The following is a 23,320-nucleotide window of genomic DNA, read 5'->3' on the forward strand; positions in this document are numbered from 1 at the left end:
GGCATTATCCCTCCTCTATCCCCGGCGGCGTCTCCACCAGAGGAATACACCAATCGCGACAAACAGCAGCGGCAGCACGATGACGGTTACGATAAAAATGGTCCGTGCCTGTGAAAATGTCAGATTCGCCGTCTTGTACTGCTCTTCCACTCTCGGACGAATCGTCACCTGATTCTCATTACCGATCAGATCATTCACACTGTTCAGTACAAAGTCCAGATTGCCCTGCTGGCTGATCGACTGATCCATCATAAAGGTCGATCCGCCGAGAATGATCGCTTTCGGCTCGCCCTTGGTATCAGCTACGGCATAGCCCAGATCAAATGGTCCCTCCAGGTCATTGCTGCCGCGTTCGGTACGGGATTCCAGCAGACCGGCCAGATCGGTCTCGCCATAGCTGTTGGAAGAAGAAGTCAGCAGCGGCGTCACCGTTAGGCCTTCCTTGCCTTCCTGCTTGAGCGCGATGGACAGTGACATGATCGTATACAGATTGCTGGCGGCCAGTTTGCCGGTAATCTCATGATTGCCATACTCCGGTACAATCGTCAGTGGATCGTACAGGGAAGTGTCTTTCGGTTCGACCGCGACGGCGTGGGTATCGGTAATGCCGTACATGCTCATCAGCGAATCGATATTGGTCCAGCTGCTTTTGGCTTTTTCGTTAAATCCGAGGGACAGGAACAGCTTGCCTCCTCCATCCAGATACTTGCGAATGACCTTGGTCTCCGCGTCGCTCAGATTCGTCTGCGGCGCAACAATCATCAGTACGCTCGCATCCTTGGGTACAGCGCCCTCCTGAACCAGGGATAGCTCCGAGACTTCGATATTCTCGTTGGCCAGTTCACCGGCCAGTACGCTGATGGTGCTTGTGTTGAATTCATTATGCCCGTTCAGCAGATAGGCCTTGTACTTGTTGGACGATGTCAGTGATAGCAGGCCGGAAGTGAGCTTCTGCTCACCGCTGAATTCATAGGAGGTGCTCGCGGCTTCCTGTTCGGTTGATCCGTCAGCATTGCCAAAGGTGAACATGCTCGCTATAGGTACCAGCTTGGTCTGCTCTCCATGCTTGAACACCACCGTACTGCCAGTTACGCCGTACTGGCGGGCCAGTTCGGGATTTTGCAGAAGTCCATACTCTTTGACCTCCAGCTTGCTGTTGATTTTGTGATATTCATTCAATAGGTCGGTCACCTGGCGCGTATAGACCTGCGCATCCGAAGGATCGGTGAATATGATAGCTTCCACCGGGTCTTTGACATTTTGCAGTGTGGTTATCGTCTGATCGGACAGCGTATTCTGCTTGTCCCGGGTCAGATCCAGCTGGAACGTGCCCAGCGAATTCAGGAACAATGTCAACACGATAAAGATACCAATCGCTGCAACAGAAATAACAATCGCATTCGTGCGATATATCCAGTTTCTCATTTTCATTACCTCCACCGTTTCCGCTCAACAACCTGAATGCTGAGGACGAGGAATAGGGCTGCCAGGGTGATATAGTACAGAATATCCGGTCCGTGCAGCACCCCTTTGACCAGATTGACAATCCGGCCGGACAGGGAGAATGGAGCCAGCCACTGCTGCAGATTGGAAGACGGTGCACCTGACAGGAATGAATCCATCAGCCACAGGACGAGCAGCAGTACAAATCCGATCACTGCGGCTACCATCTGGTGCTGGGACAGGCTCGAAGCGAACAATCCAACCGCCATCATCGCAGCGCCCATCAGGAATACGCCGAGCGCAGACAGCCACAGCAGCGTCATATTGAGCGGTCCGAAAAAGGACATGACGAGCGGATAGATCAGATTGCACAGCACGAGTACGATCAGCAGTCCTAGCGAAGCCAGGTACTTGCCGAGCACAATCTCGGTCGCTGTCACCGGTGAAGTGAGCAGCAGCTCATCCGTTCCCTGCCGCAGCTCCTCGGACATGAGCCGCATCGTCAGCAGCGGAATCACGATCAGCAGCATGAACAGCGTATCACCAAGGATAAGCCGGTAATCGAGAATACTCGGCTGATACACGACAAAGCTAACGTAAAACATAACACTCGACAGCAGTACATAGACCGCTATCGCAAAATAGGAGGTCGGACTGAAAAAGTAAGATTGTAATTCTTTGGAGCAGATCGCCCACATTCGTCTCATCTGGCGTCGTCCTCCTTTTCAGGCAGGGTGGACGAGTGTTCATCGTCTGCCACTTTTTTAATGCCGGTATGCGCTAAGCTCGCTGAATCGGTAACGTCCTCCGGATCGTTATCGGTGGTGAGTTTGACGAATACGTCTTCCAGACTGAGGCGTTCCTTGCGCAGCTCCAGAATCGGAACACGCGCATCTGCCAGCAGCAGGGACAGCCGCTCACGGAAATCCGTATCATCCGTACCCTGCAGACGCAGCTGAATCGACTGGATCTGCTGTTCGTCTTCTGCACTGCTCAGATATTCCGTGGTAACACCCTGCCATCCATCCAGTAAGCGATGAAGCTTATCGGGACGGGTCTTCACTTCCAGCAGAACCTGGAATTTCTCGTTCAAGGATTGATCCAGCTGATTGGCGTTGCCATCCATCACAATACGGCCATCGTTGATGATCAACACCCGGCTGCACAGTGTGCTCACCTCCGGCAGGATATGGGTGCTGAGCAGAACGGTATGCTGCTCGCCCAGCTCACGAATGAGCTGCCGGATCTCCAGAATCTGGTTCGGATCGAGACCGGAGGTCGGCTCATCGAGGATGAGCAGATCGGGCTGGTGAATAATCGCCTGGGCGAGTCCGAGGCGCTGTTTGTAACCTTTGGACAGGGAGCGGATAATTTGCCGCTCTCTGCCATGCAGACCAAGCCGGTCGATCATCTCGCTAATGCGCAGCTTCTGCTGTCTGGCCGGGACGTCCCGCAGATCAGCGACAAAGCGCAAATAAGAGTTCACCGTCATATCCGGATAAAGCGGCGGTGTCTCCGGTAAATAGCCAATTTTGGTTCGTGCCCGGCGGGATGGCTCATGCATCGGCAGACCGTCGATCCAGATCTGACCGGATGTCGGTCTCAGATAACCGGTGATCATGCGCATCGTCGTCGTTTTTCCGGCACCATTGGGTCCGAGGAATCCAACGATCTCTCCCCGCTGCATTTCAAAATCAATCCCGTCCACACTCCGTCGCTGGTCAAAATACTTGCTGACTTGTTGGACTTGAAGCATTGTATCATTCCCTCCTGCGTAATCATATGCGGCGCTGCCCAGAGACAGTTCCATGAGTGCTCTGCATATACCTGTCTATACAAAAATCCTTCTTACTATAAAGGATAAAGTATAAAATCAGCTTAAAAAAGCCTAAATAGCAGCTTAAAAAGCCATTATCCTGTGGAAATAGCATTGTAGCATGAAGGAGCTGAACACAAAAGATACATGCTAATTCGGAGACAGAGAAGTAGAAGGTTAAGCATTCATCACTCCAGAAAGGAATAAGGGCACGTCCTCCGGTGGAGCCCGGGAATCTACGGATAAGGAGTGAATGTAGATTCCCGGGCTCCAAAGGTCGTCCTTTGCCCTTATTTCCTTTCTTGCGCTCCGTGGTTGAGACATAATTTTGCTTATAGCAAGATTTACTTTTCTGCATGCAAACGTACTTTGCCTGTATGCTGCATGCTTGCTCATTTGGTAATGAAAATAAAAAGCAGTGTATGTATATACACTGCTTTGGGTTAGGCGGGAATTATTTTAAATGTGATTTTCTTATCCTGGTCATGAATGGTCAGGATCTGGCCATTCAGCTGGTAGTCCTTGATCTTCTGAATTCGATTGTTCTGTTCATCATATAACAGCACTTCTCTCGTATAACTGCCATCGGCATTTCCTGGCTTTTCGCTCAGTCCTGCATAATACTGTCTGTGCTCATCGACTCCGTAGCTGTAGAGCTTTCCACCTGTAGAATGGAATTCGGTTATGAGAGAAGAGCTGGATGAGTCGTCAATTTTTATAATTTGCGCTTCTTCTGTTAGAGGCTGCGATCCATCGCTGAAAGAGGAAGCTGTGTGGATGATAACATGATCCTGAAGTCCGATCAGACGGTTAAGAATGACTTTGGCTGCTCCATCATTTAAGGGGAGCGATAATAATTTTTGCGAATGTTCCTTCGTCAGACTGGTTCCATTACTTTCGCTTCGATATAACGTAAATGGCTGTTCCGGCATGTAGACCGGACTCTTTTGCGTGCCCTTTACCAGTGTCATTGGGGGAGCTGGAGCCCAGATAGTTCCTGCAGCAGTGCGAACGACATAATTATAGGGCGCAGTCGATGGACTGGATAGAGGGATAGTATATGTAATTCCGTCTGTTTGTATTTTTATTGTTTTCGGAGACTCTTGTGCTGCATGGGAAGTCACTGACTTTAGGGATACTGCTGTCGTGGGGTGCAGCGAAGCCTCATTACTGCATGCAGCAGTTATTAATGCAGAGGCTATTATGGAACAATAGACAATAGAAGGTGGATTGTTCATTAGTTTGCTAACACTCCTTGACTTTATCAAAGTAATAAGTGATCGACTTGATATATCGTTTGTGAGCCGCCTATCCATTCAATCCAAATTATAAGATGCTGATGACTCACAAGATTATAACATCCGCCATAAACGTATTAAGACACAAAATACAATTGAACCAATTCCAAAGTATACTCGGATACGAAGCGATCTGCGGTAATTGTTATCACCGACAACATAGAGAATAATCAAAAAAAATACCGCAGGAAGTGCGGCCAGAACAAAAAGAGTTAAAGCAGCTCCAAATCCTATTATTTCCCAATTATAGTACATTGCACTGGACAGCATCATACCCGAGAACATAATAATAAAATTTATCCATAAAATTTTGGCATGATCCTGATCTTTCATTGCTCTAACTTTATTCAATAAGTTATAGAATAGGTGCATTCGCCCTTATTTACCTCCTGTTATGTATAAATAAATATGCCAAGCTGGATGATCTGCAATCCGAACATAAATATATTACAAAAAGAGCATATTCTGCAAATAGGCAAAATAGGCTCTTTTCTGATGATTTAACTATTCTTAGCCGTCGTGAATAAAAAGCATTACGATCACAAAAGTATTCAAGAACGGTGATCACAGGCTTGCTGCTGTTTGACCGGAACCGGAACCGGGCGCTTTCTGTTTACCAGACCGATGCCCACAGCGATCATTAGCAGACCGATCAGCAATGGAATCGTGACGGATTCACCCAGCAGGAAAACGCTGAAAATGTTGGCGAGTACCGGAATTGCAAAGGTGTAGGAGCCTACGGTACTTGCTTCTCCGCTGTCCATCAGTTTAAAATACACCAGCCAGCCGGCGGCGATAACGAATACGGAGATGAACAGCAGAATAACAATAAATGAAGGTGTCCAGTGGATATCGCTCCAGCTCTCTGTTCCCGATCCCATCACGCTGAGTATCACGCCGCCGATCAGCAGCTGGATCGTTACCGTCCAGAGCGAGTCGAGCTGGGCACTCTTTTTCTTCATATAAATGGTGCCGATCGCCCAGCAGAGAGCAGAAGCAACCGCGAGGATAATACCGAGTGGCGACAGACTGCCTTCCAGTCCACCTGAGCTGATCACGGCCACTCCGGCAAAACCGAAGACCAGACCGATCACTTTGAGCAGCGACATCTGTTCGCCCAGCCATAACCAGGCAAACAGGCTGAGCAGTACTGGCTGCAGGAAGACAATGGTCGAGAACAGTCCGGCAGGCAGGTAGCCGATACCGATCGTCTGCAGTCCATAGTATCCGATAATATTAAATATAGCCAATACTACATAGACCGGCCAGTTGCGCTTCCACTGCAGCTTTTCCTTGTAGCGCATCGCGAGGCCAAGCAGCAGCAGTCCTCCGATCAGTGTACGCAGTCCGGAAAACAGGATTGGCGGCACTTCCGGCAGTGCCAGCTTGGTCAGCGGCCAGTTAATCCCCCATACCGTCACGAGAAACAGTACCAGCAGCAGTGTCTTTTGGGGTGTCAGCCCTTTTGGCTTGTTCATGGTATACGATACGCCTGCTGCTGCGCCCACTATTTTTTTGATATCATGCAGCGGCTGATTATGTTCCGAATGAGCCGGGTGACTGCCTGCACCCCCGCCTGATGAATATTCATCCATCCTATTCCTCTCCTATCCATATGTTAAAATTCATATATCTTATGTTTTCAGCTTATACCGTCTGGTATGATAAATAAAATGAATCTTTTGAATAAAGGAGATAACCTTTCTGTTATGACAATTACACAGATCATGGTCTTTGTCCGCGTCGCCGAGACGCTTAATTTTACCCAGGCTGCCCAGGAAATGCATATGACCCAGCCGGCAGTCAGCCATGCCATCGCCAGTATTGAAAATGAACTGGATGCCCAGCTGCTGCTCCGGGACCGCAAAAAGGGCGTGCTGCTCACCGAGCTGGGACAGCGGGTACTGCTGGAATTCCGCTCCATTTTGCAAAGTATGCAAAAGGTACAGCAGCAGGTGGCTGCCGAAAAAGGACTGGATATCGGGACGGTCACCATCGGTGCTTTTCCTTCGGCATCAGCCTATTTCCTGCCGCCGATTATTCATCAGATCCGGCAGAACTATCCCAATCTGGTGTTCGATCTACAGGAAGGATCGACCAATGAAGTGAGGGAATGGGTGCACAGCCGCCAGATCGAAGCGGGTATTATCCTGCTGCCCGATCCGCTGGTCGATACGATTCCACTTTATTCGGACCAGATGATTGTGCTGCTGCCGGAGCAGCATCCGCTGCAGTCCCAGGAGCGGATCTCGATCCGTCATCTGGATGGTCAGGATGTTATCCTTTGCAAAGGGGGTCATGAAGTGGCGATTATGGAAGCTTTTCAGCGGGAGAAAAGCCATCTGCAGATCAAGTTCACCACCCATAATGTAAGCACACTCGTCAATATGGTTCGGCAGGGACTGGGCATCGGTATCGTCTCGGAGCTGGCGTTATCGATGTTCCCGCATGAACTGACCGTCAAGGAAGTATCTCCGCAGATTACCCGCCAGATCGGTATTGCTGTGCCTTCGCTGGGTAATGCTTCGCTTGCGGTGCAGCTGTTTGTACGGACAGCGAAGGAGCTTTTCACGGAAGAAGCCGCAGAAATGGTACCAGATGGTACTTAACCCCAAGAATCACCTGATTCAAAGAAATCAACCGGGGTTCACAGGAGATTGCTGTCCGGACATTTACGCAACGTCTGAATTCATGCAAAAAAGGACTGCTGGAGATCAGCAGTCCTAAAGTTTGTTTGACCGGATACAGAAAAAAGCATCTGCAGGTCGCTTAGTTAACAGCGGCAGGCTCATCCTTGGCAAGAGGTATGGCCTCCGCTTCCCGGATTACAACAGTCAGTTCTCCATTCACCGCATCGACCTGTACGACAGAACCCGGCAGGGCTTCACCGGCGATCAGTGCCCGGGCTACCCGGGTCTCCAGGGCACGCTGGATAAACCGTCTCAGCGGACGGGCGCCGTATGCCGGATCATAGCCCTCATCTGCGATCAGCTGGGCAGCGGCATCGGTCAGCTCCAGTCCGATCTGACGATCAGCCAGACGAGCGCGGAGACCGTCAGCCAGTTTGAAGACGATCTGGCGGATCTCTGTACGGCTGAGCGGCTTGAAGAGTACGATATCATCGACCCGGTTCAGGAACTCCGGACGGAAGTGCATATTCAGCTCACGCATCACAGTCGCACGTACCGACTCGCTGATCTGTCCTTCCTGCTCCATACCGCTCAGCAGATGCACTGAACCGATATTGGAGGTCATGATAATAATCGTATTTTTAAAATCAACCATACGGCCCTGGGAATCGGTCAATCGGCCGTCATCCAGCAGCTGGAGCAGCAGGTTGAACACATCCGGATGCGCCTTCTCCACTTCATCCAGCAGAATGACAGAGTATGGCTGGCGGCGTACAGCTTCGGTCAGCTGGCCGCCTTCCTCGTAGCCCACATAGCCCGGAGGTGCACCGACAAGACGGGATACGCTGTGCTTTTCCATATATTCGGACATATCGATCCGGATCATATTCTCTTCCCGGTCGAACAGGGAGGCGGCAATCGCTTTGGCCAGTTCGGTCTTGCCGACGCCGGTCGGGCCAAGGAACAGGAAGGAACCGATCGGACGGTTCGGGTCCTTGATGCCTGCCCGTGAACGGATGACTGCGTCCGCTACGAGCTGCACCGCTTCATCCTGTCCGACAACACGCTCATGCAGCACTTCTTCCAGACGCAGCAGCTTCTCTCGCTCCCCTTCGACCAGACGACTGACCGGTACGCCGGTCCAGCGGGAGACAATATCTGCGATCTCTTCATCGGTCACTGCTTCACGCAGTAGCCGTCCTTCCTGATCCTGCTGGGCCGCTTCTTCCGCTTCCTTCAATTCACGTTCCAGTCCGGGGATAATGCCGTAGCTCAGCTCGGCGGATTTGTTGAGGTCATATTCTTCCTGGGCTTTTTCCAGATCAAGACGGGCCTGTTCCAGCCGCTTTTTGAGCGTGTTTACATTTTCGATGACTTCTTTTTCCTTTTCCCAGCGGGCCCGCATCTCCAGCTGCTTTTCCTTGAGATCGGCCAGTTCGCGCTGCAATATGCCGAGACGACTGTGGCTCAGCTCATCGGTTTCTTTTTTGAGGGCGGCTTCTTCAATCTCCAGCTTCATGATGCGGCGGGTGACCTCGTCCAGCTCGCCGGGCATGGAGTCAATCTCGGTACGGATCATCGCACAGGCTTCATCAATCAGATCAATCGCTTTATCCGGCAAAAATCGGTCGGAGATGTAGCGGTCCGACAACACACCTGCCGCGACGATGGCACTGTCATGAATTTTCACCCCGTGATGCACTTCGAACCGTTCCTTGAGTCCGCGCAGTATCGCAATCGTATCCTCAACATCCGGCTCGCTCACCAGCACCTGCTGGAAACGGCGTTCCAGTGCAGGATCTTTCTCGATATAATTGCGATATTCATCCAGCGTCGTCGCCCCGATACAATGCAGCTCGCCTCTCGCCAGCATCGGCTTGAGCATATTGCCCGCATCCATCGAGCCTTCCGTTTTGCCGGCGCCGACGATTGTATGCAGTTCGTCGATGAACAGGATAATCTGTCCATTGCTCTGCCGTACTTCCTTCAATACCGCCTGCAGACGTTCCTCGAATTCGCCGCGGTATTTCGCTCCGGCGACCAGTGCACTCATATCGAGAGAGAAAATTATTTTGTCCTTGAGCCCTTCCGGTACGTCTTTGCGCACGATCCGATGGGCGAGTCCTTCGACGATAGCCGTCTTGCCGACGCCCGGCTCGCCGATCAGTACGGGGTTATTTTTGGTTTTTCGGGATAAAATACGGATCACCCGGCGAATCTCATCATCACGCCCGATGACCGGATCGACTTTGCCGGAACGCACTTCAGCGACCAGATCGCGGCCGTATTTCTCCAACACTTCATAGGTCGCTTCCGGGTCCTGACTCGTAATGCGCTGGTGGCCGCGAATGTCCGCCAGCACCGCCATGACCGCATCCCGCTTCAATCCATGCCGGTGCAGCAGATCGCGTACTTCGCGGTTGCCGGGATCATCCACGGAAATGAGTGCCAGTACGGCATGCTCGACAGCGACAAATTCGTCTTTCATCTCCGCCGCTTCCTTTTCCGCCTGATTGAGCACCTGCAGCAGTCCTGCCGAGGCATAGCGGCTGACCGCTGCCGAACCGCTGATACTGGACTTGCGACGCAGCAGTTCATCGCTCTGCTGAATGATCATGGCTGTCGGCAGATTCATTTTGTGCAGCAGCCGCGGCAGTAGACCTTCCGGCTGTTCCAGCAGCGCCTTGAGCAGATGAGCGGGAGTAATCTCCTGATGTCCCATCGAGGTGGCGAGCGACTGGGCGCTGGCAATGGCCTGCTGTAATTTATGGGTTAATCGGTTGTAATCCACAATAGGTCCCTCCTGTTATCTGGGAATGATAGTCTGTATGTCTATGGATATAATCATCCTGCTGACATGGAGCCGCTGCTCCAGCCAGACATCTATTACATCTATTATCCGAAAGTAAAGCAGAGCCGGACATCAACTGCTCCGGCCCTTGCATTGTATTTTGCTGCAGCTGTATTTAACGGCGCCGTCTCATCTGCGCCTGATATCGGTTCAGCGAAGCCATCTGGCGATACAGCTCACGCTCCTGTTCGCTGGTACCCGGTGGAACGACGATCTCCACATCGAGCAGCACATCCCCATAGCTGCCATCATCCCGTCTGAGACCGCGTCCCAGAATACGGAGAATACGGCCGTTTTGAATACCGGGCGGTACTTTGACCCGGACTCTGGACTGATCCGGCAGTTGTACATGGGCATCTGCGCCGAGTGCCGCTTCCCATGGAGCGACCTCCAGTACTCCTTGCAGATTGCTGCCCTCCAGTACATACACCGAGTGAGGGAGAATGCGCAGTGTGATCAGCAGCTCCTCATCGGCATCGATGCCATTACTACCGGTGCCGCGAATACGGATCGTACTGCCCTGCGGGATGCGCTCCGGGATCTTGACCTGTATGCGCCTCGCACCCAGCCGGATCGGCACATGGTCACCGCGGTAAGCTTGTTCAAGCGTAATATCGAGCTTGGCCCGGGTCGTACGTTGAGGGCCTGCTCCCGTCCAGCTGTTATTGCTGAAGCTGGCATTACCGGCCGTATTGGAGAAGAAATCATAATCCTTCATCCGGTCACCGAAAAACATATCAAAAAAATCTTCATCCACTCCGCCTGTACCTGTACGATATTCATAGCTGGTACGGTCCGATGTACTGTCGGCTTCAGGTCCGGGACGATTGCCCGATGGACGGCTGGAACTTCCGGAATTGGATTGATACGTCTGGCGGGCAGATTCATACTTGAGCTGATCATCATAGCGCTGCCGCTTGGTCTCACTTCCCAGCACTTCATACGCTTCGGTGATTTCCTTGAATTTATCCTCAGCCTCCGGTGCCTTGTTAACATCCGGGTGCCATTTTTTGGCCAGCTTCTGATATGATTTCTTGATCTCCTGTCTGGAAGCACTGCGTTCCACTTCCAGCGTCCGATAATAATCCCGGGGCATGCATTCTCCCTCCTTTCCCTATCGATCCAGCGAGCGGTACCGAATACAGAAAAGGTGCATTATAGCGGTTGGGAACTACAATGCACCTTTGTTATAATCGCCTGTGCAGGCGGTTGATTATCCTGTTGTCTTGATCATTTAGCCAATTTACATATCACTGTTATTCTACCTATTTTTAATCCAATTTACCAGTAGGTTAAACAGTTACACTGTCATGGATACATGCTGTCCGCAGGCTTTATTCACCCGACTGGATCTCAATCCGCCGTCCTTCGGGACGCTGCCGTTTTGGAATGTCCAGCTTCAGCAGACCATCCTTGAGCGAAGCCTGGATATGATCGGCATCGATATCTTCCACATAGAAACGTCTTACATACTCACCATGACGACGCTCCTGACGCACGATCTGACCTTTGCTCTCATCCTCGGTGCTGCTTTCTTCATGATGAACCGCTTTGATAGTCAGATATGGAGCGGCATAGTCGATATTAATATTTTCTTTGGTAAAACCAGGCAGTTCGGCTTCCACCAGATACGCATTGTCGGTCTCGCGAATATCGGTTTTAAAAGACAGAGTCGACGATTTCAGTGGTGCAAAAAAGTCATCATTCCACACATCATTGAAGGACTTCATCAGCTGACCCCAGGCATCTTCACGACGTTTACCAAAAGGAACCAAATCAAACATAAAGCATCCTCCTCCGTGATTATTGTTTTAATGGATTAGTTTGGAGATGAAGCCTATTACACGAACCATAAAAAACTTCATCCCGGTCAGTGAAGTGCTTGCACTTGGTGTTGTGATGTACATCCTGCATTTGAAGTCAGGTTATACATTTTTTATTTGACCTTCACTGACCTTATGGCTTTATTATAGCTTTGGATTTTGACGGATTCAAAATGGATGAGAGGCGTTTTCGAGTGATTATCGTTGATTATGTCGGATTAGGCGGATTTATTTTTTGTTTTCTGAATTTTTGACCTTTTTTGATCTTTGTTTGAGGTTTGAGCTTTTTTGTTGCGGATCGATCTATGGAGGTACTCATGAAGGGAAAGCATCCACCACTCCGGAAAGGAATAAGGGCACGTCCTCCGGTGGAGCCCAGGAATCTACGGATGAGGAATGAATGTAGATTCCTGGGCTCCAATCTCGTCCTTTGCCCTTACTTCCTTTCCTGCGTTCCGTATGGGTTGCCTCATTTATTTCTTTTATAAATTCCTGGCAAACTGCAGCTTGCATACCTTATGCGCTCAACTGCTCAACTGCTCAACTGCTCAACTGCTCAACTGCTCTATTATGTACCCCGCAATTTAATTAGCACTAATGATCCGCCTAAGGAATACTGCATTCTATAGATAAATTTCTATCCATTCAGCTAATGTTTACTGCTGTTCTTTTTCTCTTTAGTTTATGAAAGTAACTCCAAGCAATATGAAGTTCCAAACAATCACCATAACAAGGATAATAAAATAATTCTGCACTACGTATTATCGCATATCGCTACATATTACTGCATATTTCTCCACATGACCGCACATCCATTAACCCGTTCGTCAATGCCTGCTTACAACCTGCTGCATCTCCTGCTAAGCGTCTGTAAACATGTAACTGCGAGCCTCACCCGTTCCTCCCTGCACGGAGCGGAGAAAAGAGAATTCTGCCAACGACCGACATTTAAGAATGGAGATCGACCGCTGCAAGCGGTTGTTCAGGATCTCCATTCTTAACCGGAGGGAGTGGCAGAATCTCTTTTCGCAGCGGCTGTTCATACGGTACGTCACGCAGCATGGCAGCATGGCAGCATGACAACACAGCAGCACACGAGCATCCACAGTTCATAAACGAGAGTCGATCAGCCGCGTGAACGACCAGCCGCGTATGCTCATAAAAAAACAGCAGTATGCTGCACGCATACCACTGCCAAATTAATGTATTCCATGTTCCATCAGTGCAGCACAAATGTCAGCCAAAATGCTGCTGAATAAACTCCATCGTGCGGCGGTTGTGATGCGGGCTGACGTAGTGGCCGTCGAATGGATAGACGGCGATGTCCTTTTCCGAACGAATCCGGTTGTAGGCGGCGAAGATTGTTTCCGGCAGGCAGACCATGTCCTTGAGTCCGCAGGAGACGAGCACCGGGATCTTGATGCGATCTGCCAGATTGATCATGTCAAAGTAGCTCAGCGTCTCCAGCACCTGGTTGAAGTGCTGGGGATGACGGCTGACGAACTGGGCGGCTTCCTTAAGCGAACTCTCGGAATTCAAGATGCCGAAGTCCATATGACACATATTCGGAATATTCGCTACCGCGACAGTAGGGATCTCGCTGAGTGCAGCGGTGATCAGCACAAGTCCACCGCCCTGGCTGCCGCCATAGGTGGCGATGCGACTGGCATCGATGCCCGGCTGGGCAGCTGCCCATTCGATCGCTTTGAGCGCATCCACCGTGATCGCACGGTAGTAGAATGTATTCTTGTCCAGAATGCCCTGGGACATCCAACCGGAGCTCATACCGAATTCGGAAGGCATGCGGCTGCCGGTCTCGCCGCCCTGTCCGCGTACGTCCATGGCAAATACGGCATAACCCATGGCCACCCACTGGGCGTAATCTTCCGGATAGCCTTTGCTGCCGGCATATCCGTGGAAAATGACGATGCACGGCAGCTTCTGCTCGCCGGCATCGGCCGGGCGGATATACCAGCCGGACAATGGAGTATCGTCGAATCCTTCATACGTGACCCGGTAGGACTGCACCGCCTTCATCGGAGTCGGACATTCCTCCATATGAGCGGAGAGCGGTTTGTTATGGAACTGCTGCAGTGTCTGTTCCCAGAATTCATCCAGATCTACAGGCGAAGTCAACATGGGGGCATACTGCTCCAATTCGCGGACTCTTCTGGCGATAGCGTGACTAATCATAGGACATAGACTCCTTTATTTATTCAGATTAACGATCCAGCCGGTGATCACCCGGAAGCAGAAACTGAAAATGGCTGCCGGAATAATGGCCGTAATTAGCGTAATCAATACGCTCAGCACACCAACCGAATCCGGATTATTCCGGAACTCCAGAATCACCAGCAGGATCGTCATAATAACGTACCAGGCGATAAAATCAGACTTTCTAAAATTGGATTTGATCCAGTTCATTCTCATACCCTCTTCACATGTAATAAGCCTGCATCATTCCGGCATGCCGTACAGAAGGGCTCAATACGTAAATGCTAACAATAAAAGCGCTTGATTACAACCTGTTCCGCGATTTATCCCCGCTTCTTTTACCGGATTAAAAGCGTGAAAATATCCATAATATGCAACATATGGCAGATCGCTGCGTATATGTACCTTGAGCCTTTTTTATCATCCGTCTCTACTTATGAAAGGAAGGCTCCGGATCATGAAAAAGCGGCTGCAGAACCGATGCTGGTCAGACGACCCAGTTACAGATTTATCCCACTATAGAACACAAGGAGGACGATGATGTACATAACCCACCGAAGATTGAAAATGATCGATGCCATGCGCGGATTTTCCCTGCTCGGTATTATTCTCGCCAACATGCTGAATTTTCAGTATGGTTCCTGGGGAGCGTTCGATCTGAAAGAACCCGGCTTCTCCACGGTAGATCATATAGTAAATGGACTGCTGGAAGTGCTTGTGGTCGGCAGCTTTATGCCGATATTCGCCTTTTTGTTCGGCTTTGGCATTATCAAGATGAAGGAAAGTCTGGAAAGCAGACAACTCTCCCCTTATCCTTACCTGAGCCGCCGCTTCCTGCTGCTGATGGTGATCGGCATGCTGCATGGATTTTTCATCTGGGAAGGCGATATTCTTACCTATTACGGGCTATACGGATTTGTACTGCTGCTGTTTATCCGCTGTCAGCCGCGGACACTGATGATATGGACAAGCATCGGATTCGGCATGATGCTGCTGTTTGGCGGACTGAGTCTGCTTGTTCCTGCCGATACGGCAATCACTGCGGCAGAGCGCAGCTATCATCTGGAGTCACTGCATGTGTATAGTACAGGCAGCTACATCGATATTCTTGTACAGCGCAATATGACAATGCCAGGTATAGAGTTTCCGCTCGTTTTTATCCTGATTTTTGTCCTGATGAGTATGACGTCCCTGCTGTATATTCCTTTATTCTGGCTGGGAATGTATATGGCCAAAAAAGGAATTTTCGATGATCCACAGAGCAAGTCCGCCTTTTACCGTAAGGGTATGCTGATTTTCCTGCCGCTTGGTCTGATCAGCAAAATGATGATGGCCATCATGCCGGCGCTGGACTGGGAGACTTTCTCGATGCTGTTCGGCGGCCCGATCCTGTCGATTGGTTATATTTTTGCTTTTGCCTGGTTATATCTCAAATGGCAGTCAGCCAAATGGATGAACGGATTCATCGCGATCGGCAAGCTGTCGCTGACCAACTATTTGCTGCAAAGTGTGATTTGCACGACTATTTATTACGGGTATGGATTGGGTCTGTTCGGACAGCTCGGAGTCGCGTGGGGTGCGCTGGTGGCTGTGCTCGTTTATGCCCTGCAGTTCGTACTCAGTCCGCTGTATTTGCGCAAATACAGCTATGGACCGGTGGAGAAGCTGCTGCGGATGTGGACCAACTGGTCGCGCAGCGGAAAGCTGCCGACGCAGCCTCCTGCACGTGACCCTGTACAACCGGTTGTACGACATATGTAATACATGTTTGTTAACAGCAGATTCTTAGCAGCAGATGCATCTGCATTCCAGAAAAGAATATTATCAGCGTTATATAAGCGCTATTCGAAAAGGAAGCTCCCTGGAGGGGCTTCCTTTTTGATACTGCGTATTTGTATCTATTACTTTTGTATAAACTATTGTTTCCAATAAGGTAGAACGTTATACAGGCTGTACCCTTTGATCTACAGAATCCGTTTTACAAAGCCGGTAGATGTTCCTTCATAACCCAGGTGACGGTAAAAATCATGCGCTCCTGTCCGTTCTTCACGGTTGCCGCTGTTCAGGGCAAGTGCACGTGCGCCTACACTGCCTGCCCAGCCTTCTGCTGCCAGAATCAGCGCTTTGCCGATTCCGCCGCCTCGATGCTGCTCACGAACGACTAGTGAACCTATCCGTACATGCACACCATCACGTTCAAAACGCAGTTCCCGGATCAATCCAATCATGCCAATCACTTCGCCATCGGCTTCTGCCACATAGCACTGATAATCCGGATGCTCCTGCAAAGCCAGAAACCGTGTATTCATATTCTCCTCGGATACCGGATATCCCAACTCGTCCATTAGTACCGCCAGTGCCGCTATATCCTCCTGATGCGCTTCCCGAATAACCAATGTCTGTTCCATGGTCTGCCTCCCTGTTCTCCGTCATTCCGGCTGTGCCGGTTTCCTGCCAACTCTGCTATGTATACTGTACTTCTCTTCTGTATATCCTGCTGCTGATCCTAGTATAGCCAATCCTTCTGCGGCTTTCTATCGACACAAAATGATGATTTTGTCAGATTACCAAGCCTGTTTTCCATACAAGTTCCTATAAACGCAGCAAGCAAGTATCTGTTTTCTTTCCCCATTTCGCAAGCAGACTAATCAGCAGATTCAGTCACTTTGTAACACTGCTTTGCTGTTTGTCCTATGAAAATAAGGAAATCCGGTTATACCAGCCATCAAAAAGGGGAAACAAAAGCAACGATAAAAATTACAAAATTTGTATGTTGCAATAGGATGTTATATAATTGGAGCAGCGTTCTTTATGTAAATAATGATATATTTACCAAGGAGGAACTTATGAAGAAGACCAGTAATAAGTATGCCAACTACATTCCGATGCGTGAACTGAATACAGTGGAACGCCAATTGTTCCCGTTTGATGCCTATAATGAACTGCTGGAGCAGTCCCCTGTCCGCTACGACGAGAACCGCAGCTGCTGGGATGTATTCCGGTATGAAGACGTCCAGTATGTACTGAAAAATCCCAAGTTGTTCTCTTCCCGGCGCAATCGTACCAACCGCGAGAGCATGCTGACCCAGGACCCGCCCAAGCACAAGCAGCTGCGCGATCTGGTGAACCAGGCTTTTACCCCGAAAAAGATCGAGGAGCTGGCGCCGCATATCCAGAATATCGCCGACGATCTGCTGGCACCCCATCTGCAGCAGGGACAGCTGCGTATGGTGCATGATCTGGCAACGCCGCTGCCGGTCATCGTGATCGCTGAACTGCTCGGCGTACCTTCCTCCGACCGGGATCGGTTCAAGGAATGGTCGGATATTCTCGTCAAAGGCGCCCGTGATGATAGCGATGAAGCCTTCCAGGAACTGATGGAAGAGAAAGACCGTACCAATGCAGAGCTGGGTGCTTACTTTGGCCGTATTATCCAGCAGCGCCGCCAGGAAGCGCAGGAAGATCTGATCTCCCTGCTCATCGCTGCCGAGATCGAAGGGCAGCATCTGACCGAGGATGAGATTATCAGCTTCTGCATTCTGCTGCTGGCAGCCGGTAATGAGACAACGACCAATCTGATCACCAATGCCGTACGCATTCTGGCCGAGCAGCCGGAGCTGCAGCAGCGACTGCGTGAACATCCCGAAATGGTACCATCCGCCGTGGAAGAGACGCTGCGCTACTATCCGCCGATCGTCGCCATCGGACGCGTCGCCAAGGAGGATACCGAGCTGCGCGGTCAGCACATCCAGGCCGGTGAGCAGATCATCTCCTGGGTCGGTGCCGCCAACCGGGATGAGCAGAAGTTTACCAATGCCGACACCTTTATCCCGGACCGCAAGCCGAATCAGCATATGGGATTTGGCTTTGGCATTCACTTCTGCCTGGGTGCACCGCTCGCCCGGCTGGAAGGCCGTGTTGTGCTGAATACGCTGCTGCGTCATATGGACCGGATCGCGCTTGTAGAAGGCACACAGCTGGAGCCGATCCAGAGCGCCTTTGTATTCGGGGTCAAAGAATACCCGGTGACTTTCCAGCCTATTTCGCATCATTAAACAAACAGACTGTGCTCATTGAAACTGTACTCATTGAAACTGTACTCATTGAAGCAGACTGCTTTTTCCTTTTCAGGGGAGAAAGCAGTCTTTTTATATGTCAGCCTGTATATATCAATCACTTCAAGCTGCCATTCTTCTAACACAAAGTTGAAACATTTGTAGTTACAGGTTACAATCTAACCAATCCGCAAGCTATCCGGCTTGCTTGTAACCAAAGGAGTGATCGTAATGAAGAAGAAAAGTACATTTTGGATGAGTACGGCAATCGTCTCCGTACTGACCCTGACGACAGCAGGTATTCCGCTGGCCGATGCAGCATCTTCCGTGTGTCCACCGACTTCCCTGTCCCGGACAGCAAGTACGTCCAAGCCTGCGTCTTCCCAGCAGGTCAAAAACAAGCAGCTTGTACTGAACATATACAAAGACGTCTTTAACGAGCATAAACTCAACAAAATCAGCTCCTATATCGCCCAGGGCTATATTCAGCATAATCCACTCGCAGCAGATGGTCGCCAGGCTTTTGCAGACTTTTTCAGCGCCTATGTAAAGCAGAACCCCCATCTAAAAGTAGAAGTGAAGCGCGTCATTGCTGACGGTGATCTGGTATTGGTCCATAATCATGTAACAACGAACCAACAAGATAAGGGTATGGCCGTGGTGGATATTTTCCGGATCAAGAATAACAAGATTGTCGAGCACTGGGATGTCGGTCAGGCAGTCCCGGAGAAGTCGGCCAATGATAATACGATGTTCCCGCTGGCCGGTACGCCGGTACAGGTCCAACCTGCCAGTGCGCAGCAGGTTGCCGCCACTAAGAAACTGGTCACCACTTTCTACAATAAATTCTTCAACGAACATGATGGCTCTGCGCTCAAAAAGTATATCGCCGAAGATTATATCCAGCATAATCCGACCGTTCCCACCGGCCGCAAACCGCTGGAAGCATTTATCCCGTTCCTGAAAAGCAGCCCGGACAGCCGCAATGAGATCGTTCGCGTCATTGCCGAAGGGGATATCGTAGCGTTGCATGTTCATTCCCGCAGCAATAAAAATGACCGCGGCAGTGCAGTGGTGGATATCTTCCGCGTCGCCAACGGCAAGATCGTCGAGCACTGGGATGTGATTCAGCAGGTGCCGGAGAAATCGGCTAACGATAATACGATGTTCTGAAATAAAAATACCCGCTATTCATTATGACATCATCTTATAATAAGACGGTATAACACCCCATAGCCCGGCAGCGCGGATAAATGTCATAAGACTTATATCCCCGTTGCCGGGCTATATCTCTCATACCAATAAGATATGCCCGTGTAATAGAATATAACTATAAAAGCATAGGATTCGGGTATTTGACGGTTATTCTGTTCGGGCTTACAGTGATAACAGCTTAGGAATAGATAAGAATAAAGCATTCCGTGATTAAGGGGGGATAGACCGCCTTCTTCTGTCTGCCTTTATTCCCGGCTGTTCATCATGTCCTGCAGAAAGGATGAGCATCATGCTGCTCCAGTTACTGTCTACCCTGTACCAGGTCTTTCTCCCGATCTCTCTTCCTGTAGTCGGCGGCCTGTTACTACGCCGTTTCCGTGGTATGGATACCAGGCCGCTCGCCCTGCTTTCGCTCTATATTCTGACGCCTTCCATCGTGTTCAATACGCTGCTGCATGCGGAGATTTCATGGCAGGATGTGAGTTCGACGATTAGCTTTTCCCTGCTGACGCTGGTCTTGCTGTGGCTGATTGCTGTACTGGTCAGCCGGATGCTTCGTCTGAATCCGCAGGAAAAGGCCGGGCTTACGCTGATCTCCACTTTTACCAACAGTGTCAATTATGGTTTGCCGCTCGTGCTGCTGGCATTCGGGCAGCTTGGTCTGGACAAGGCTTCGGTTTATGTCATCGGGCAAATGGTCATTGTGAATACGGTCGGTGTCTTTTTCGCTGCTCGTTCGCATTTCTCGGTACGGCAGGCGTTTACTTCGATTTTCCGGCTGCCGGCGGTCTATGCTACTGTCATAGCGGTACTGCTGCGATTGTCCGGGCTGGCACTGCCTGCCACATTGGATCAGGGATTTGCCATGCTGGCTGCCGCGTATTCGCCTGTCGCGCTCGCTGTACTGGGCGCTCAGATGATCAATGTCAGCTCCCGGGACGAAGAAACGGCAGCCCACCGACCATCTCGCCGCGCCTTCTGGGCGGGCATAATGATCCGGCTGGCTGCCGCGCCGCTGTTATCCTGGCTGCTGCTGACCCTGCTCGGTATAGAAGGGATATTGTTCCATGTGCTGCTCATTCTGACTTCCATGCCGACGGCAGTGAATGCGGTCATTCTGGCCGAGCAGTTCGGAGCGGCGCCGCAGCTCGTCTCACGCTGCATTTTATGGACGACACTGGCTTCTGTCGTTATGCTGCCGGTGCTGATTCTGTGGCTGCAATAACGCAGTCCGCCACTTCGGTATCAATCGCAAAATACCGGCAAACCCGGATTGTGCAAATAGCTGAATGCCGTGCGAATCTGCTGCTCGGTATTGCGTTCGACGGAGAGCGGCGGCAGTTCATCTTCAGCGAAAAAGCCGACTTCCATCGTCTCGGTCGTATCCGTAGCGGCCGTCCCGCCAATCAGTTCGCATTCAATGAAAAATTTGTACACATGCCATGGTGAAGGCGGATGAGGATGGAATTTCTTGTCCACCACACCGAGCAGGCGTCCTGCCCGCACGTCGTAGCCGGACTCTTCCTTGACCTCTTTGACCGCAATCTCTTTGGGTGAAAGGCCGATATCCGCCCATCCTCCCGGCAGTGCCCAGGCACCGTCGAGCTTCTCCCGGACCATCAGAATCCGGTTCTCCTGGAATACAACAGCCCGGATATCCACCTTGGGTGTCGCATAACCGGTCTCCCCCGCGAATAGATCATGGATCAGCTCGATCTCCGCTTCCGTGTACTGCTGCATAATCTCCACGCTCAGCTCGCGCAGCTGCTGGAACCGTTCCAGATCGTATACATCCCTGGAATATTCCAGTCCTGCCTGACTGATCGCCTGAATCTGCTTGGCCCACTCCAGCCATTTCAATTGCACATCATTCATCTCCCCTGCGGCATCATGAATTGTCGTTATTTCTGCTGTTCTGCCTCATATGGTAACAGATGGCGAACACAGTTGTACAATTCACAGTCCCAGGCATTCTGCTCGTCACAGCGGACGACGGTGATCGACATATTTTCAAGAGTATGCCATTTCGGTTCTTCCTTCAGAATGGCATTGAGCACATGATTGAGCAGCACACCATGGCTGACAATCAGGATGCGCTCGCCGGGATACCTGCGTCCCAGTTCTTGCAGGCAGCTGATTCCGCGGGCCGCACCTGACTCCGGTGTCTCCAGTCCGAGATCCCTGGTTTTCCATTCTTCTCCCCAGCGTTCGATCCGCTCGGCGTGTGTCGTGCCCTCGATCTGGCCGCCATCCAGCTCTCGCAGACGTGGATCATAGCTGACCGGCAGATGCGAAGCTTCCGCGATTGCCTGTGCGGTCTGGCGCGCACGAATCAGATCACTCGCATAGATGCGATCCCATGCTTCTCCGGCGACTCGTTCCCCGAGCTGGCGAGCCTGTTCCCAGCCTTCTTCATTCAGCGGAATATCCGAACTTCCCTGTGCACGGCCCTCTTTGTTCCATATTGTACTGCCATGACGGATTAAACCGAATGTAGTCATCGTTATTCCTCCTTTACGCGCGTTATGGCCTTAACCTGATGAGTGACATTTGCGGGTAAAAAGTATACAATAATCTCTTGTTTATATATTTTATTTTGCCTTAAACAGAGTATTCCTGAATCATCGTATGAGTAGTCTGCACTCCTACCTGTATCTTACCATGTTTATTCATGGGATGTTGGACGTTCCGTCAGCTGCCGAATGATGGCCTGACGGATACCGGACAGTTGCAGTGGAGCAGCTGTCTGGCGTTGAACGTTGATTTTGGATGACATCTGTGTCAATATAACGAAGCAAACAAATGATCGCATTATTTTTCCTTAATCTGGAAAGGGGTACATTACTATCATGGCCAATTCACTGTTCCGCCTGATGACCGAGCTATCCTCACGCAAATGGATATCCCGGCTAACAGGCAGCTTTGCTAAATCACGGGCCAGCCGCGCGCTAATTCCGAAGTTTATTCAGGCTTACCGCATTCCGGCAGAAGAAGCAGAGAAAAGCGTTACCGATTATCCTTCATTAAATGAATTTTTCACCCGCAGGCTCCGTCCGGGTTCACGCCCGATTGATCCGGACCCGATGTCGCTGACCAGCCCGGTCGATGCGATGATCACGGCAATGGGCCCGCTGCAGGATGGGCTGATTCCACAGGTCAAAGGCCAGGATTATACACTGGAAGAACTGCTGAATCACTCTCCGCGGATGGAGACCTACCGGGATGGATATATGTTCGTGCTGTATTTGAGCCCAACCGATTATCACCGGATTCATGCACCGGTCACCGGCAAGCAGACCGAACGGGATCATATCCCCGGCAAAGTCTATCCGGTTAACGATAAAAGCATGCTGAATATGCGCTCTGTCCTGAGCCGCAATGAACGCCAGATTACGTATATGAAGCATCATTATGGCGAAGTCGCAGTCGTCAAGGTCGGCGCGCTCAATGTCAGCAGCATCCGCTATCCCGACGAGACGATCACTTCCTGGAACAAGGGCGACGAGCTGGCTTATTTCGAGTTTGGTTCGACGATTGTGCTGCTGATCCAGCAGGGTACATTTACCCCGGATGATACGCTGCATATCGGCAGCCGTGTCAAAATGGGCGAAAAGCTCGGCACGCTGCTGGACATGGAATCGACCCGTCCGTATCGCCGCCTGACCGAACACGCCTGAGCAGCGTTTGGACTTTGCTCTGACCGCATCTATACAGTACAAAGCAGCAGCCCCGCCGAATAATGCATTCGGACGGGGCTGCTGCTTGTTTTGCCGGTTTTCCTATATATGAATAACAATTACTTAAGTATAGGTTAAATTAGAACCAGGCTTCTGCTGCCTGCTGTGCTGCGGACTGCAATCGGCGCAGACGGTTCCGGAAGACTTTGCTGGTGATCTTGGATGAACTGTAATTACGCCCCCGTCTTCTCAAACGCATTCTGAAGGCCCCCTCTCTATGGCATGGAATCAAACAACT

Annotated in this window: 18 protein-coding genes and 2 pseudogenes; 7 read left to right on the top strand and 13 right to left on the bottom strand. The window is 50.7% G+C overall.

The features are described from left to right. Positions 1–15 precede the first annotated feature (15 nt). The 5 genes from WH45_RS17750 to WH45_RS17775 form a co-directional block, all read right to left on the bottom strand. Entirely contained in the window at positions 16–1,425 is a 1,410-nt protein-coding gene (locus WH45_RS17750; RefSeq protein ID WP_046215770.1) for a GldG family protein, read from the bottom strand. A gap of 5 nt (positions 1,426–1,430) precedes the next feature. After that, positions 1,431–2,150: an ABC transporter permease gene (locus WH45_RS17755; protein ID WP_046215771.1), complete on the bottom strand. Its 720-nt coding sequence runs from the start codon at positions 2,148–2,150 to the stop codon at positions 1,431–1,433. Continuing rightward, the gene (locus WH45_RS17760) at positions 2,147–3,199 is read right to left on the bottom strand and encodes an ABC transporter ATP-binding protein (protein WP_052723840.1); all 1,053 of its coding nucleotides are present in this window, start codon (positions 3,197–3,199) and stop codon (positions 2,147–2,149) included. The genes WH45_RS17755 and WH45_RS17760 overlap by 4 nt, the downstream gene beginning before the upstream one ends. 503 nt (positions 3,200–3,702) lie before the next feature. After that, positions 3,703–4,497: a hypothetical protein gene (locus WH45_RS23445; RefSeq protein WP_152663588.1), complete on the bottom strand. Its 795-nt coding sequence runs from the start codon at positions 4,495–4,497 to the stop codon at positions 3,703–3,705. Positions 4,498–5,108: 611 nt separating this feature from the next. Continuing rightward, a complete protein-coding gene (locus WH45_RS17775) occupies positions 5,109–6,035 on the bottom strand; it encodes a DMT family transporter (protein ID WP_046215890.1) in 927 nt (308 codons plus the stop codon). 231 nt (positions 6,036–6,266) lie between these two features. On the opposite strand from WH45_RS17775, the gene WH45_RS17780 reads away from it, so the two are divergent. Then, on the top strand, positions 6,267–7,166 hold the full coding sequence (locus WH45_RS17780; protein ID WP_046215775.1) for a LysR family transcriptional regulator: 900 nt from the start codon (positions 6,267–6,269) through the stop codon (positions 7,164–7,166). Positions 7,167–7,326: 160 nt separating this feature from the next. Here the strand turns inward: WH45_RS17780 and clpB are convergent, their stop codons facing one another. From clpB to WH45_RS17805, 5 genes are all read right to left on the bottom strand, one after another. Then, positions 7,327–9,978, bottom strand: a complete 2,652-nt coding sequence (gene clpB / locus WH45_RS17785) for an ATP-dependent chaperone ClpB (protein ID WP_046215776.1) — start codon at positions 9,976–9,978, stop codon at positions 7,327–7,329. Positions 9,979–10,153: 175 nt separating this feature from the next. After that, complete coding sequence (locus WH45_RS17790; protein ID WP_046215777.1) at positions 10,154–11,134, bottom strand: DnaJ C-terminal domain-containing protein; 981 nt, start codon at positions 11,132–11,134, stop codon at positions 10,154–10,156. Positions 11,135–11,372: 238 nt separating this feature from the next. Then, positions 11,373–11,822 carry an Hsp20/alpha crystallin family protein gene (locus WH45_RS17795; RefSeq protein ID WP_046215778.1) on the bottom strand — a complete coding sequence of 150 codons (450 nt, stop codon included), beginning with the start codon at positions 11,820–11,822 and terminating at the stop codon, positions 11,373–11,375. A gap of 1,275 nt (positions 11,823–13,097) precedes the next feature. Further along, a complete protein-coding gene (locus WH45_RS17800) occupies positions 13,098–14,054 on the bottom strand; it encodes an acetylxylan esterase (protein WP_046215779.1) in 957 nt (318 codons plus the stop codon). Positions 14,055–14,069: 15 nt separating this feature from the next. Then, positions 14,070–14,285, bottom strand: coding sequence for a hypothetical protein (locus WH45_RS17805; protein WP_046215780.1), 216 nt, complete (start codon positions 14,283–14,285; stop codon positions 14,070–14,072). Positions 14,286–14,612: 327 nt separating this feature from the next. Between WH45_RS17805 and WH45_RS17810 the strand changes: the two genes are divergently transcribed. Continuing rightward, positions 14,613–15,836 carry a DUF418 domain-containing protein gene (locus tag WH45_RS17810; protein WP_082096931.1) on the top strand — a complete coding sequence of 408 codons (1,224 nt, stop codon included), beginning with the start codon at positions 14,613–14,615 and terminating at the stop codon, positions 15,834–15,836. A 203-nt stretch (positions 15,837–16,039) separates the two neighbouring features. Here the strand turns inward: WH45_RS17810 and WH45_RS17815 are convergent, their stop codons facing one another. Further along, a complete protein-coding gene (locus tag WH45_RS17815) occupies positions 16,040–16,483 on the bottom strand; it encodes a GNAT family N-acetyltransferase (RefSeq protein WP_046215782.1) in 444 nt (147 codons plus the stop codon). A 438-nt stretch (positions 16,484–16,921) separates the two neighbouring features. Here WH45_RS17815 and WH45_RS17820 point away from each other — a divergent pair, with 438 nt between their 5' ends. From WH45_RS17820 to WH45_RS17830, 4 genes and pseudogenes are all read left to right on the top strand, one after another. Further along, positions 16,922–18,130, top strand: coding sequence for a cytochrome P450 (locus WH45_RS17820; RefSeq protein ID WP_046215783.1), 1,209 nt, complete (start codon positions 16,922–16,924; stop codon positions 18,128–18,130). Between the two features lie 255 nt (positions 18,131–18,385). Then, positions 18,386–18,835: pseudogene (locus WH45_RS24285) on the top strand (nuclear transport factor 2 family protein); the annotation flags it as partial. A gap of 111 nt (positions 18,836–18,946) precedes the next feature. Further along, positions 18,947–19,303: pseudogene (locus tag WH45_RS24290) on the top strand (nuclear transport factor 2 family protein); the annotation flags it as partial. Between the two features lie 331 nt (positions 19,304–19,634). Then, on the top strand, positions 19,635–20,570 hold the full coding sequence (locus WH45_RS17830; protein WP_046215784.1) for an AEC family transporter: 936 nt from the start codon (positions 19,635–19,637) through the stop codon (positions 20,568–20,570). A 20-nt stretch (positions 20,571–20,590) separates the two neighbouring features. On the opposite strand, the gene WH45_RS17835 is transcribed toward WH45_RS17830, so the two are convergent. After that, complete coding sequence (locus WH45_RS17835) at positions 20,591–21,211, bottom strand: NUDIX hydrolase (RefSeq protein ID WP_046215892.1); 621 nt, start codon at positions 21,209–21,211, stop codon at positions 20,591–20,593. A 35-nt stretch (positions 21,212–21,246) separates the two neighbouring features. Further along, on the bottom strand, positions 21,247–21,846 hold the full coding sequence (locus tag WH45_RS17840; protein WP_046215785.1) for a histidine phosphatase family protein: 600 nt from the start codon (positions 21,844–21,846) through the stop codon (positions 21,247–21,249). A 348-nt stretch (positions 21,847–22,194) separates the two neighbouring features. Between WH45_RS17840 and asd the strand changes: the two genes are divergently transcribed. After that, complete coding sequence (gene asd, locus WH45_RS17845) at positions 22,195–23,022, top strand: archaetidylserine decarboxylase (RefSeq protein ID WP_046215786.1); 828 nt, start codon at positions 22,195–22,197, stop codon at positions 23,020–23,022. The last annotated feature ends 298 nt before the right edge of the window (positions 23,023–23,320 follow it).

The organism is Paenibacillus wulumuqiensis, from assembly GCF_000971965.1.
Lineage (GTDB): Bacteria > Bacillota > Bacilli > Paenibacillales > Paenibacillaceae > Saccharibacillus > Saccharibacillus wulumuqiensis.